The organism is Kitasatospora sp. GP82 (assembly GCF_029892105.1).
GTDB lineage: Bacteria > Actinomycetota > Actinomycetes > Streptomycetales > Streptomycetaceae > Kitasatospora.
Map to the genome: position 1 here is coordinate 50777 of NZ_JARZAJ010000014.1, position 13262 is coordinate 64038.

Here is a 13262-nt window from a genome sequence, read left to right on the forward strand (position 1 = left end):
CGTCCGGAGCCTCCCGCCCCCGGCTGCCCCATCCTGACGGGTTGCCTACTGGCGGACACTCTTGGACAGGGGAGGACGGCATGGCCGCCGATCAGTTGACCCCTTGGCCGGCTCACTCGTCGGCCTGCGGCAGGGCCGGACTCCGCAGCACGAGGATGCCGTCCTCGTCGGCCGCCGTCCGGTAGCCGACGGCGCGGTAGGCGTCGAGCATCCTCGAGGTCAGCGCGCTGGCGCAGGGGACGTGGACGGTGGGGTCGGTGCGGTCCGCGACCACCCAGTCCGGCGGTGCGGCCGCGTCGGGCCCCGGGACCTGGCAGACCAGGCTGACGGTGGTTCGGCTGACGAGCAGCGGGGCAAGCCGGTTGCTGGCGGCGACACGTGCGCCGTCGGGTATTCGGGCCAGCAGCCGGTGCGCGGTGTGCACATGGGCGGAGGTGCGGTAGGTCGAGGGCAGGACCAGGTCGTGCAGGGGGTAGATCGCGGTGGTCAGCACCGCGAACGCCGCGCAGCAGCCGAGGATGCGCTTCAGCCGGGCCGGCGCGAGCAGGTGGGGGCGGCGGCCGAGGGCGTCGACGAGGCCGGCGAAGAGGACCGGCATGAGGACCGCGCTGTAGTGGTAGTTCGGCTCCCAGTAGTGGACGTTGTCGGCGAGCAGGCGCCAGGCCAGGGTGGGAACGCAGAGCAGGACCAGTGGGGAGCGCAGCCCGACGCAGGCGGTCGGCGCGGCCAGCATGGCGAGCAGCAGCCATTTGAGCGGGGGCCAGAGCAGCCGCAGCGGCAGGAGCAGCGCGCTGCCGGCCGGTGCGCCCGCGCCGGACCCGTCCGTCATCTGGTGCCAGTAGTCGAAGGTGCCGTGCGGACTGACGGCCGGCAGCAGGACCGCCGTCTCGACGACCGTCCCGGTCACCCCGAGGACGATCACGGCGAGGCCGAGACGCAGGGCGCGTCGGCGCTCGGCGGGCGTCGGAGCGTTGTCGGTGCCGTGGGTGCCTTGGGAGTTGCGGATGCCACCGGTGCCTCGGGAGCCGTGCCAGGCGATGTAGGCGCCGATGGCGGCGAGGGTCAGGCCGAGGTCCTCCTTGACCAGCAGCAGCGGCAGCGACAGCAGTGCGGCGGTCCGCCAGCGCCTTCGGCCGAGCGCCTCCGCGGCGAAGGCGAGCAGGGGTACCGCGAAGCAGATCTCGTGGAAGTCGTACCCGATCGCGGCAGCGATGCCCCAGGACGCGCCGACCGAGCCGCCGACCACCAGACCCGCGACGGGACCGGCCGTCCGGTGGGCCCACCGGGTGAGCGGCAGGCAGGCGAGCGCCATCAGGGCGGCCTGTCCGACCAGCAGGGTCAGCGGTGTGGGGAAGAGCCGGTAGACGGGGGCGAGCAGAGCCAGCACCGGATGGAAGTGGTCGCCCAGCAGGTTGAACCCCGGGCCCTTCAACTCCGCGATCGGCGCCGAGCCGTGCGCGTAGCCGCGGACGCCCTGTTCGAAGATCCCCAGGTCGTACGCGGCGGACAGCATCCGCTGGTGCCGCCGGACCGAGACCAGGACGTACAGCGCGAAGAACACACCGGTCACGGCCACCGCCATGGCCTGCGGGCCCGGGTAGGCCCAGCGGCGCGGCAGGGTCGGTAGGCCCGGCCTGGTCCGCAGGGAGTGGAGCGCGCCGGCCGGTAGCGCCACCGGGGGCTGCTCGATCCGGTTGTCGATCATCTGCTCACCACTTCACTAGTTAACTAGTGGAATGGTGATCATCATGTTGAGAAGCTGTCAAGTACCCTCTCGATGACCAGGTGTGATGCCGAACCGGTCCGGAGCGAGCGTCGCGCTTGACGCGGAGTGACAGAGCTGGGCACCATTCCCCCAGATAGCTAGTGAAATGGTGGTCAGGTGGTCGAGTACCTCATCGACCGGCACAGTGGTCTCTCGCCCTACCTGCAGATCGTCGAGCAGACCAAGCGCGCCCTGCGTCTGGGCGTGCTGCTGCCGGGGGATCAACTCCCCACCGCGCGCGAGGTCGTGGAAGCCACCGCGATCAACCCCAACACCGTGCTCAAGGCGTACCGCGAGCTGGAGCGGGAGGGGCTGGTCGACAGCCGGCGGGGCGTGGGCACGTTCGTCCGGCGTTCGCTGGCCAAACCGCAGACCGCCGCGGACTCCGCCCTGCGCGCGGAGCTGGCGGCGTGGATGCTGCGCGCCCGCGAGGCCGGTCTTGAGCGGGAGGACGCGGCGGCGTTGATCTCGGACGCGCTGGACAGCGGCTTCCCGGAGACCACCACCGGCGGGCCGTGAAGACACCACGGGCGGCACGTTCCGCACCGCCGACACCATCAAGGCCGACGAGGAGCTTGGGTGAGCCACCCGATACCGACCCCTGACGAACTGCCGGGTGACCTTCCGGACGAGGACGAGCCCGGCACCGCGTCGCCCTTGGCGGCCGATGCCGACGCCGGGGCTTTCCCGGCCGGCCCGCCGGCGCTGGAGGCCACCGGCCTGGGGCTGCGGTATCGCGGGGGCTGGGCACTCCAGGGCTGCGACTTCAGGCTCCCCGCAGGCCGGATCTGCGGCCTGGTCGGCCCCAACGGCGCGGGCAAGAGCACGCTGATGTCCCTCGCCGCGCATCTGATGACGCCCGATGCCGGAGCCGTCGAGGTCTTCGGCGCCAGGCCCGGCGCCCCCGAGAGCCGGCGCCGGATCGCCTTTCTCGGTCAGGACAAGCCGCTCTTCCCACGACTGACCATCGCCGAGACGCTGCGCGCCGGCTACGAGCTGAACCCCGGCTGGGACCAGCAACTCGCCGAGCGGATCGTGGCGCAGGGAAACCTCTCGATGTCCGCCCGGGTCGGCCGCCTGACGGGTGGTCAGCGTACCCGGGTCGCCCTTGCGCTCGCCCTGGGCAAGCGGCCCGACCTGCTGATGCTGGACGAGCCGATGTCCGACGTGGACCCGGTCTCCCGTCAGGAGCTGACCGGCCTGCTGATGGCCGAGGCTGTCGAGCACGGCACCACCGTACTGATCTCCTCGCACGTCCTGGCCGAACTCGACGGCGTCTGTGACTACGTCCTGGTGCTCGCCTCCGGGCGGGTCCGGCTGGCCGGCGAGGTGGACGAGCTGCTCGACTCCCACCGCCTCGTCGTCGGCGCGCACGAAGGGACGGGACCGGTCCCCTCGCTCGCCGGGCACCAGGTGGTCGAACTCCGGCGCACAGGCCGTCAGGTGACCGCGCTGATCCGTCCCGAGGGGGAACTCGGCTCCGGCTGGGACGTCCTGGAACCGACGCTCGAGGACCTGTTGATGGCCTACCTCCGCTCGCCCGAGGCCACGGCACTGCTCACCCCGAGCGCCCGACCCGGCGCGGACCGCCGCCTTCCGGGGGTGTCCGCCTGATGGCCACCGACCTGCCCGGCCGAGTCCGGCCGACCTCTCCGGGACCGCGACGCGCCTCGGTGCTGACGGGCGCCGCCTGGCTCAGCGCCCGTCAGGAGCGGACGGCGTTCGCCGTCGCCGCGGCCGTCCTGGTCGCCGTCTGCGGATGGCTGCTCTTCCTGGGGCACGGCATCGACGGCTACATCGCCGCGAACCACCTCCAAGGGTGCAACATCGTCTACTTCCCACCCGAGTGCCAGGGCACAGGCGAACTCGTGGGAGCGCTCGACATGGAGTACGGGCCCGCCGTACTGGCCACCGGCTGGGTGCTGCTGGCACTCCCGCCCACGCTCGGGCTCTTCCTCGGAGCCCCTCTGCTGGCACGGGAGTTCGAGAACGGGGCGTACCGCCTCTGGTGGACGCAGTCCGTCTCGCGGCGCCGCTGGCTGGCCGCCAGGCTCGGAGTGCCGCTGGCCGTGACGCTGGTCGGCTCGACGATCCTGGCCGTGGTCTCCACCTGGTGGGTCAGGGTGGTCGAGGGCCGTTTCGCGGTGCCCGGGTACTACCACTGGTTCACCTGGCTGACCCGGAACACCGTCGGCCCCGCCGTCGTCGGCTTCTGCCTGGTCGGTGTGGCACTGGGGGCCGCCGTGGGCCTGATCGTCCGCCGCACAGTGGCCTCGATCGTCGTCACCGCGGTGGCCACGCTGCTCCTGCGCCTGCTGGTGGACCGGCTGCGGCTGGTCCTGGAGACCTCGCAGCAGGCCGTGGCGAACGTCCGGATGGCGGTCGTGACACCCGGGGACCGTGTGCTCTCCACCTCCGGCCATCTGGTGCAGAACGTGCCGCACGAGGCGTACGAGCTGGCCAACGGCTTCCTGACCTCGGACGGACTGCGTATCCCGCAGCAGGGCGACTGGAACGCCATGGTGGACGGTCGCCCGTACTGTCCGTCCGACAGCGCGCTGTGCCTGGCCCACCAGCACGACATCGTCCAGGCGTACGTCGTGTACCACCCCGCTTCGGCCGAGTGGCCGATGCTGTGGACGGAGACCGGGATCTGCCTGCTCGTCACGGTGGTCCTGGTGGCGTTCTGCTTCCTCCGTGTCGGCCGCCTGCGCTAGGGCCTGCCTGCCGGTTCCGGGACGCGGCTTCGCCCGGCGCGGGATGCGCCGGGCGAAGCCGCGTCAGCTCGCGGGGTCGAACTACCCGTCTGCGGTTGCCGATTGGGCCTGGATGCCCTGGAGCGCGGCCACCAGGGCATCCACGTCCTGCACGGTGTTGTACAGGGCCAGCGAGGCCCGGACGGCGCTCTGCAGACCGAAGGCGGCCAGCGCCGGCTGCGCGCAGTGGTGTCCGGCGCGCACCGCGATGCCCTGCTGGTCGAGTGCCCCGGCCAGCGCGATCGGGTCGGTCCCGGCGAGCATGAAGGTCAGCACCCCGATCTTCCCCGGCGCGTTGCCGATCAGCTGCAGCCCGGGGACGGCTGCCAGCGCACCCATCGCGTACGCGGTGAGCTGCTCCTCGTATGCGGCGGCGGCCTCCCGGTCCAGCCCGGCGAGGTAGTGCAGGGCCGCCCGCAGCCCGGCGACCCCGGCGATATGGCCGGTGCCCGCTTCGAGCCGGTGCGGGATCGGGGCGTACGTGGTCTCCTCGAAACTCACCGAGTCGATCATGTTGCCGCCGCCCTGCCAGGGAGGCATGGCCTCCAGCAGTTCGCGCTTGCCGAACAGTACCCCGATCCCGGTCGGGGCGAAGATCTTGTGCCCCGAGAAGGCGTAGAAGTCGGCGTCCAGCGCGGTGACGTCCACCGGGAAGTGACTCACCGCCTGCGCGCCGTCGACCAGTACCCTGGCGCCGTACCGATGGGCGAGCGCGGTCATCTCGGCCACCGGCGGGACGGTTCCCAGCACGTTGGAGGCATGGGTCAGGGCGACCAGCTTGGTCCGGGAGCCGAGCAGGTCCCGGTACGCGTCCTGGTCCAGCTGTCCGTCGGGGAGCAGCGGGATCGGCCGGATCCTCGCCCGGCGCTCCTCGGCGATCAGCTGCCAGGGCACCAGGTTGGAGTGGTGCTCGGCCGCCGAGACGAGGATCTCGTCGCCCACGCCCAGGTTGGCGCGACCCCAGCTCTGCGCCACCAGGTTGACGGCCTCGGTCGTCCCCCGGACGAAGACGATCTCGCCCTGGTCCCGGGTGCCGAGCAGGTCGGCCGCCGCCTGACGCCCCTCCTCGTACACCTGGGTGGCCTGCTTGGCCAGGCTGTGCGCACCGCGGTGGACATTGGAGGTGCCCATCGAGTAGTGCTCGGCGACGGCCTCGGTCACCTGGCGGGGCTTGAGCGTGGTGGCGCCGTTGTCCAGCCATACCAGCGGGCGGCCGTTCACCTCCCGGTGCAGCTGGGGGAAGTCCCGCCGGACGGCCTCGACATCGAAGCCGCTCGGCGGTGCCGACGGTGGAGCCGAGGGCGGCGTCACCGTGGGCGTCTCGGCAGGCTGCTGCGGCAGCCAGTACCGGGGTGCGCCCGCCGCATGGGCGAGCGCCGCAGGCAGCGGGCAGGAGTCCGGGGTCAGAAGCGCCCCCGGCTGCGGGAGTCCCTGTGGCATACCTGCCTCCGCCGGCGCGCCGGTGGTCGGCACAGCTCGCTGCGCCGGGACTCCGCCGGTCAAACCGGCCGGAACAGCCGCGAGTTGACCCGCCCCGGTGCCGCGCCCGAATCCGTCAGGAGTAGTCATAGTAGTTCGACACCTCGACGTTCTGGAGCACCGCGATGGCGTCGTCCACCAGCGCGGCGGTCGAGAAGTAGCTGGTCACCAGGTACGAGGTGATGGCCTGGCGGTCGACACCCATCGGACGCACCGACAGGCCCGGCTCCACCTCGTCCGGAACCTTCGCCGGACGCAGGCCCACCACACCCTGCTCGGCCTCGCCGACCCGCATCAGCAGGATGTTGGTGGTGCCGGGCGCCGAGTTGCCCGAGCCCTTGAGGTCCAGCTTGTCGGAGGGCAGCAGCGGCACGCCGCGCCAGGTCAGGAACGGGCTGCCGAAGAGCTCCACGATCTGCGGCGGCACCCCGCGCCGGGTGCACTCGCGCCCGAACGCGGCGATCGCCCTGGGGTGGGCCAGGAAGAACGCGGGCTGCTTCCAGACCCGGGCGAGCAGCTCGTCCATGTCGTCCGGCGTCGGCGCGCCCTTGCGAGTGTGCACCCGCTGGCCGGGCACGACGTTGTTGAGCAGCCCGTACTCGGGGTGGTTGAGCATCTCCCACTCCTGGCGCTCGCGCAGCGCCTCGGCGGTCAGCCGCAGCTGCGCCTGGACCTGGTCGATCGAGGAGTTGTAGATGTCGGAGACCCGGGTGTGCACCTTCAGGACGGTCTGAGCGATGCTCAGCTCGTACTCGCGGGGGCTCTCCTCGTAGTCCACGAAGGTCTGAGGCAGCTCGGGCTCGCCGTTGTGGCCGGAGGTCAGGTCGATCGGGTGCTCCCGGTCGGCCGGGCCCTGGCCGTTGGCGGCGTACGCCTCCAGCTGGGTGCGCAACGCGGGCTCCCGGTCGGCCAGTTCGGCGAGCATCCGCCGGTCGAGCGAGAGCACCGTACACGGGGTGACCGCCCTGACCTGGTACGGCATCGCCTCGCCGCGCGCCCAGGCGGCGGCGTCGAAGAAGTCGCCGTCGCCGAGCATGGCGAGCAGGGCGTCCTCGCCGTACTGGCCGGTGGCGCGCTTCTCGGCGCGGCCGAACGCGATGATGTGCAGCTGACCGGCAGGGGCGTCGGCGTCGGCGATGAGTCCGCCGGGCTCGACCTCGCGCTGCACGAAGCCGTTGGCGAGGGCGCTCAGCAGCGGGCTCGCCAGCTCGCGGAGGAAGGCGATCTCGCGGAGGTCCTCGGCGATCACCCGGGCGGCGCCGCCACCGTCGGTGTAGGTGCTGATCAGCCCGTCGCCGAGGATGAAGCCCCGTCGCCGGTTGACCCGGTAGACACCGGCCTCCAGGTCCACCCAGGGCAGCGCGCGCAGCAGGTAGCGGGGGGTGATCCCGAGCATCTGCGGCGCGGTCTTGGTGGTGGTGGCCAGGTTCCTCGCGGCGGAGGTACTGAGGCTCTGCTGGTTCTGCTGAACGGTCTCGGTGGTCATGGCTGGTCCTGGTCCTTGTCCTTGGTCCGGAGAACTGAGGAGACGTCAGAACGCTTGCTGCGGACGGAAGATCCGCTCTCTGCGCGTTCGCCAGGACGATTGTTGCGGCAGCATTGCATTGGCGTGAGCATGTTCGATTACGCCAATTGGTTCCGGTGCGCAGCATTGGGCATGTGCTCCGTGAAACTCAGCCAAAAGTGTGAGTTAAGCTATAAGCGGGGATGAGATGTTCGAAAGCTCCCCTTGGGAATCCCTCGATCCGGGATTGCCTCGATCCGGGATTGCCTCGACACGGGATCGGCTCGACACGGGATCGGCTCGACACGGGATCGGCTCGATCGGCTCGCGGCCGAGGCGATCCCGCCGGTCAGCCCTTCGGTCCGCGGGGGACGACGAAGTCGGTCAGTACCGCGGATCCTTCGTGGGCCTGCGCCCAAGTCCCGCCCATCGCGAGCAGGGCGAGGGCGGAGGTCGGGAACTTCTGCTCCGCCCGCTCCCGGGTGTCGCCGAGCGCCTCACCGGCGAGTGCCAGCGTCAGCTCCTGCACCCCCGGGCTGTGGCCGACCAGCAGCAGGCACCGGACATGGCGGGGCACCTCGTGCAGCACGGCGAGCAGCTCGGGCACGCTCGCGCCGTACAGCCGTTCGTCGTAGGCGGGCACGGGGACGGTGCCCAGCTCCGTCGCGGCCAGCTCCCAGGTGTCCTGGGTACGGCGGGCGGGCGAGCACAGGACCGCGTCCGGGACGCACCCGGCCGCGCGCAGCCACCGTCCGGCAGCCGGGGCGTCGCGCAACCCCCGTGCGGCCAGCGGCCGGTCGCGGTCGGCCACGTCCGGCCAGGCGGACTTGGCGTGCCGCAGCACGATCAGGAGCCGGGGTGTTTCCACCGTCATACCTTCCAGCCTGACAGGACCCGACAGCTGCTGCCTGTCCCGGCCGAGCCGCCGTCACCATTCCAGCATGGCTGATGCGGCTCGGTGGAGCGACACTGGAGAGCCAGGGGCGATGTCGTTCGCCCTCGACCGCGCACGCCGCGGCGCCGATGGCCTCTGGCCGACTCGGGCACAAGGGCCGTGCGGGAGGCCGTCATGAACGCGCGCGACCACCTTGCGGCCACCCCCAGCGCCCCGGCCGGCCGGCTGCACCCACTGCCACCGCCCGGACCGTGCCACAGCAGGATCCGCACGTTCGGCGCGCCGCCGGATCACGCCGTGCGGCAGCAGTCGCGGGTCCAGCCGGTCGTCCGGGGATGCGTCACGGCTGGTGAGGCGGAGGCTGTCCCAGCCCGGCGGGGCACCGCCGCCGGCGCGGTCTACGGCAGGCCTGAGCATGGCCGGCCAACCGAACGCCCCCAGAGGGAGGAAGCCTTGCGTCTCACCGATGATCGCACCGGCCGCACCGCCGAGCTCAGCCCCGCGCACCGAGGCCTGCTGCGCGTCCGCGTCCACGCCGGGAGTCCACAGCGCCCCTTCGACCTGTCGGACCTGCGCGCCCTGCTCACCGCCGATGTGCTCCGCCGGGTCTGTGAGCTCGGCGGCAACCAGGTCGATGCGGTGCTCCGGCTGCCCGATGCCCCGGCCGAACAGCTCACAGCCTTCGGCCGCGACGCGGACCTGCTGGGTATCTACCTGCCCGGCTCCGACGCACCCGACGGCCCGGCCGATGTCCGCGTCGTCGCAGAGCACGCCGCGGTCGGCGACACCCCGGACGGCATCGTCATCGGCACCGGCCCCGCGCTCGCACCGCCGCCGGGCGACGGCGCGCCCCGCGCCCTCGGCTTCCTGGAGGATCTCGACGTGGAGCCGCTCGCCGTACGCCTCGCGCTGCTGAGCCATGCCCACCGCGCGCCCGTGGCACTCACCCGACGGATGCTCACCGACGCCCAGAAGACCCTCCGGCAGTGGCGGAACCTGGTCGCCGACTGGGCACAGGAGCCGTCCAGGCCAGCCCTCGCCGACCCCGTACGCCGCGCCCTCGCCGCCCTGGAGCGCGACCTGGACGTCACCGCCGCCCTGTCCGAACTGGATCGGCTGACGGCCGGCCCCGAGCCGGAGGGTGCCAGGTTCGAGACCTTCGTCCGTCTGGACCGCGTCCTCGGCCTGGAACTTCCCGGACTGATCGGCCAGGCCGATCCACCACCACCCCGCTCCTTCTGATCGCCGGTCCGGTCGGCGCCGGGGAATTGCGCGCATGCCACCTCCCCTGCCCCACGGTGCTCCGGAGAGCGGAGGCCTCTCTCCCACTTGACACCCTGAGGCCGACCGGGAGCCCGCGGATGGCATGATGACCCCGCCATGTCGTCAGCCCTTCCCGTCGCGCTGCTGCCGGTGCGAGCCGCTCTCGACCTTCGCGTACTGCGGGCCGTGCCCTTCGCGACGGTGTGCGTCGTGCTGTCCGCGACCGGACATGTACTCGCGTCCGGCTGTCCGGTGCCGGTGTCCGCCCTGCTGCTCGGGTGGTTGGCGGTGTGCGCGGGCGCGGTCGTGCTGGCGGGCCGGGAGCGTTCGTTGCGCGAGATCTCCGGCGGCCTTGCGGTCGGCGAGGTGGCACTGCACCTGCTCTTCCACAGCGCACAGGACCTGCTCTTCCACAGCGCACAGGCCGGGGCATCGGGCAGCGCCGGCATACCAGGCGGGCGAGGCATGCCCGGCATGGCGATGGCCGGGCGGACGGCCCCCGGGGCCGGTGTGCCGGGACAGTTCGGCATGCGCCTGATGAGTACGACCGCCGGCCCCGCGATGGCGACGCCGTCCGGTGCCGGGCGGACGGTGCTGCGGACCGCAACGGGCCCGCACATGGTGGTCGCGGCCGCGCCGCACGCGGTCGTCGGGTGGCATACGGCGTTCATGGGAGTGAGCCCGGCGATGCTCGCCACGCACCTCGTGGCCGCACTGGCGGCGGCCTGGTGGCTGCGCCGCGGCGAGGCCGCCCTCTGGCGGTTGGTGCGGCTGACCGCCAAGGCCGCGCAGACCACGGCGCGGGCGTGCACCACCGCGCTCGGCGTTGCGCTGACGCTGGCCGCTGCGCTGGTGGGCGCCCTGAGCGGCCTGGGGCACAGGCCGGTACGGACGACGGCGGACGGCGGGCAGCGCAGGCTGCCCGCCGCGGCGTTCATGCGGCACTGTGTGATCCGTCGCGGCCCGCCGAGGGAGGCCGTCGCGGTCCGACTGCTGCTGTGGCACGCGTCGGCATCCCGGTGCACCGGCGAGTCCGGGCGGGGGTGCGGGGCGTGCGCATGCCGGGTCCGGCCGCGGCTTCCGTTCCCCCTGCCTCTCGGGTACGCCCGGCCGCTCGCCTCCGCCTGACCGGCGGACGACGGCCGTCCTTCGCGTGCCCCCGCTCCGGACGGAGAAGTCCCAACCATGTCCAAGAACGTCCGCCTGCCCCGCCGCGCCGCGACCCTCGCCGCGCTGGCCTCGGCCACCGTGCTGCTCGTCGCGGGTCCGGCATCCGCGCACGTCACCGTCCAGCCGTCGTCGGCCGCGCAGGGAGCAGCCGACCAGTCCTTCGCGTTCCGGGTGCCGAACGAGGACGACAAGGCCGGTACGGTCAAGGTCGAGCTCTTCTTCCCGACCGACCACCCCGTCCCCTCGGTGCTGCTGGCAGCGGTGCCCGGCTGGACCGACCAGATCGAGACCACCAAGCTGGCGACTCCGATCAAGACCGACGACGGCGAGATCACCGATGTGGTGTCCCATGTGACCTGGACCGGCGGCACCATCGCGCCCGGCCACTACCAGGACTTCACCGTGGACTTCGGGCAACTGCCCACGGGCACGGACCAGCTGGTCTTCAAGACCCTCCAGACGTACTCCAACGGGAACGTGGTCCGCTGGATCGACACCACCCAGCCAGGGCAGCCGGAGCCCGAGCACCCGGCCCCGACCCTGCACCTCACCGCGGCCGCCGCCGCGGACTCACCGACAGCCGCCGCCCCCTCCGCGACGGCCGCGACGGCCGGTTCGAGCGGGAACGCCGCTGCACCCAAGAGCGCCGCGAGCGACTCGACGGCGCGGACCCTGGGCATCGTCGGCATCGCCGTCGGGGTCCTCGGCGTCGTCGCCGCGGTCGTGCGCGGCCGTCGTCGCGCCGGTGGCGACGGCAGCACCGCGCAGTGACCCAAGGCCCGGGCCGGGACACTCCGAGTCTCCCGGCCCGGGCCGCTCAGCGGATCTCGGACTCCGGGTTGGCCTCGTCCCAGGTCCGCCGCGAGTCGGCGATGGCCGGTCGATGCTCCTTCGACCAGTCGGCCAGCGCCCGCATCAGGTGGGTGAGGCTGTGCCCCAACTCCCCGCGCCCGTCCGCCGATCCGCTCGGGGCGATGACGGTGCATCTCCACCACCACGGGGACGAGCAGGACTGGCACTTCGACGTCTCCGAGTACACCGTGGTCCTGCACATCCTCGCGCCCGAGGCCGGCGGCGTCCTGGAGTACGTGCCGCGCTCCCGCGCGGAGGTGGAGCAGGGCCGCGACACGCTGCGCGCCGTAGCGGCGGGGGAGCGGAACGCGTCGGTTCGCGAACTTCCCACCGTGCCAGGTCTTGTCGGCCGTCACTTCTTGCACAGGACGGTGTTGCGGGCATGCCCGTCACAGTCGACGGTCGAGGCCGGAGCGGCGGGGAACTTGTCGTCGGCCACCAGACGCTCCACGCCCTGGCGTACGCCATCAACAGAGCCGTGGGACTGCCCCGCAGAAGCGGGCAGCGTGCCGCCCACCGCCAACACGGCGGCTGTCACGGCCACCACAGCGATCCCGCGCCGACGCCCGGACGCCGAAAGAGCGCGAACATGCTGCCGAGAACGGTCGTTCATGAGTGAACCCCCCCTGGTGCGACCCGCTGGCCGCATCTGCGAACCGGACGCATTCAGCGTGCATGTTCAAGATCCGCTGGACCATCCAGGCAGCGGGCCCGCGCAACTGGGGTTGTCCCCCGACTATCAGCCAGCCGCGCCCTACCCACAAGCCCGATTTCTTCAGGACCGGGTCAAGTTCACCTGTCTCCGTCCAGTAGCTGCTGGGAGACCTGGCGGAAGGACCAGGTGCCGCCGGTGCGGGTGAACACCCAGACCAGGTCGAAGCGGTCCGGCCAGGTGCCGGGAACGCCGGTGTGCGAGGCCCCGAGGGCATTGACGATGGCGGGAATGCGGGAGTGCTCCCAGCAGATCAGCACCGGCCCTGGGACGGAGACCGCGGCCGTGGCGAGCGCGGCCTCCTGCGACTCGGCGTAGGTGGTGTCCACCGTGAGCCCGAGGTGCGCGGCCAGCGGGGTGACGGTCTGTCGCATTCGGTGCGCGCCTGCGTGCGGGCCCTGGTCGGTCGCCGCGTAGATCCTGGCCGGACGGACCAGGCCCGCCGTGAGCGGCTTCCGGCCTGCCGGGTCGAACAGCTGCGGCAGCGCCCGGGCCCGCTGCCAGCCCCGGTCGGTGAGGGAGTGGCCGTCGCCCCGCCCATTCTCGTCGAGGCCGGGGTGGCTGCCGTCGGGCTTCTCGCCATGCCTGATGATCATCACCGTGGTGTCGCCGGTACCTGTGCGGGCGGGCACAGCGCTGGGTGCTGAGCTGGGCGTTGCGGTGGGTACGGGGGCTTCTGCTGCCTTGCCCTTGCTGCCACCGCACCCCGCGAGTACCAAGGGTGCTCCGGCGGCCAGGCCGACCAGGAAGCGGCGACGGCCCATCCCCGTAGCGGTCGCTCCGGCCGGGAAGCCCCCGTACTCGGCTGCCGACAGACGCACCATGCTCGACTCTCCCCTCTCGATGCCTCACCGACCTGCCGGGCC

At 72.3% G+C, this 13262-nt stretch carries 13 protein-coding genes; 6 read left to right on the plus strand and 7 right to left on the minus strand.

Translation table 11 applies throughout. The features are described 5' to 3' along the window. Positions 1-112: 112 nt before the first annotated feature. Complete coding sequence (locus P3T39_RS16535) at positions 113-1705, minus strand: DUF2079 domain-containing protein (RefSeq protein WP_280698422.1); 1593 nt, start codon at positions 1703-1705, stop codon at positions 113-115. A gap of 177 nt (positions 1706-1882) precedes the next feature. On the opposite strand from P3T39_RS16535, the gene P3T39_RS16540 reads away from it, so the two are divergent. The 3 genes from P3T39_RS16540 to P3T39_RS16550 all read left to right on the plus strand — a co-directional run bounded on the left by P3T39_RS16540 (position 1883) and on the right by P3T39_RS16550 (position 4482). Further along, positions 1883-2284 carry a GntR family transcriptional regulator gene (locus tag P3T39_RS16540; protein ID WP_280698423.1) on the plus strand — a complete coding sequence of 134 codons (402 nt, stop codon included), beginning with the start codon at positions 1883-1885 and terminating at the stop codon, positions 2282-2284. A 138-nt stretch (positions 2285-2422) separates the two neighbouring features. Beyond that, a complete protein-coding gene (locus P3T39_RS16545) occupies positions 2423-3379 on the plus strand; it encodes an ABC transporter ATP-binding protein (protein WP_280698567.1) in 957 nt (318 codons plus the stop codon). Further along, on the plus strand, positions 3379-4482 hold the full coding sequence (locus P3T39_RS16550; RefSeq protein ID WP_280698424.1) for a hypothetical protein: 1104 nt from the start codon (positions 3379-3381) through the stop codon (positions 4480-4482). Before P3T39_RS16545 ends, P3T39_RS16550 begins: the two co-directional genes overlap by 1 nt. Before the next feature lie 81 nt (positions 4483-4563). On the opposite strand, the gene P3T39_RS16555 is transcribed toward P3T39_RS16550, so the two are convergent. The 3 genes from P3T39_RS16555 to P3T39_RS16565 all read right to left on the minus strand — a co-directional run bounded on the left by P3T39_RS16555 (position 4564) and on the right by P3T39_RS16565 (position 8378). After that, positions 4564-5961 carry a SufS family cysteine desulfurase gene (locus tag P3T39_RS16555; protein WP_280698425.1) on the minus strand — a complete coding sequence of 466 codons (1398 nt, stop codon included), beginning with the start codon at positions 5959-5961 and terminating at the stop codon, positions 4564-4566. Positions 5962-6076: 115 nt separating this feature from the next. After that, positions 6077-7486 carry a family 2B encapsulin nanocompartment shell protein gene (locus tag P3T39_RS16560; protein ID WP_280698426.1) on the minus strand — a complete coding sequence of 470 codons (1410 nt, stop codon included), beginning with the start codon at positions 7484-7486 and terminating at the stop codon, positions 6077-6079. Positions 7487-7853: 367 nt separating this feature from the next. Continuing rightward, the gene (locus P3T39_RS16565) at positions 7854-8378 is read right to left on the minus strand and encodes a histidine phosphatase family protein (RefSeq protein ID WP_280698427.1); all 525 of its coding nucleotides are present in this window, start codon (positions 8376-8378) and stop codon (positions 7854-7856) included. Positions 8379-8852: 474 nt separating this feature from the next. Between P3T39_RS16565 and P3T39_RS16570 the strand changes: the two genes are divergently transcribed. The 3 genes from P3T39_RS16570 (at position 8853) to P3T39_RS16580 (ending at position 11603) form a co-directional block, all read left to right on the plus strand. Next, on the plus strand, positions 8853-9641 hold the full coding sequence (locus tag P3T39_RS16570) for a hypothetical protein (protein WP_280698428.1): 789 nt from the start codon (positions 8853-8855) through the stop codon (positions 9639-9641). 138 nt (positions 9642-9779) lie between these two features. Continuing rightward, the gene (locus P3T39_RS16575; protein ID WP_280698429.1) at positions 9780-10790 is read left to right on the plus strand and encodes a hypothetical protein; all 1011 of its coding nucleotides are present in this window, start codon (positions 9780-9782) and stop codon (positions 10788-10790) included. Positions 10791-10847: 57 nt separating this feature from the next. Then, positions 10848-11603 (plus strand): YcnI family protein, encoded by a 756-nt coding sequence (locus P3T39_RS16580; RefSeq protein WP_280698430.1) that lies wholly within the window; start codon positions 10848-10850, stop codon positions 11601-11603. Positions 11604-11649: 46 nt separating this feature from the next. On the opposite strand, the gene P3T39_RS16585 is transcribed toward P3T39_RS16580, so the two are convergent. The 3 genes from P3T39_RS16585 to P3T39_RS16595 form a co-directional block, all read right to left on the minus strand. Then, positions 11650-11871, minus strand: coding sequence for a hypothetical protein (locus P3T39_RS16585; RefSeq protein WP_280698431.1), 222 nt, complete (start codon positions 11869-11871; stop codon positions 11650-11652). Between the two features lie 165 nt (positions 11872-12036). Beyond that, positions 12037-12228 carry a hypothetical protein gene (locus tag P3T39_RS16590; RefSeq protein WP_280698432.1) on the minus strand — a complete coding sequence of 64 codons (192 nt, stop codon included), beginning with the start codon at positions 12226-12228 and terminating at the stop codon, positions 12037-12039. Between the two features lie 248 nt (positions 12229-12476). Beyond that, positions 12477-13220 carry a hypothetical protein gene (locus P3T39_RS16595; RefSeq protein ID WP_280698433.1) on the minus strand — a complete coding sequence of 248 codons (744 nt, stop codon included), beginning with the start codon at positions 13218-13220 and terminating at the stop codon, positions 12477-12479. Positions 13221-13262 lie beyond the last annotated feature (42 nt).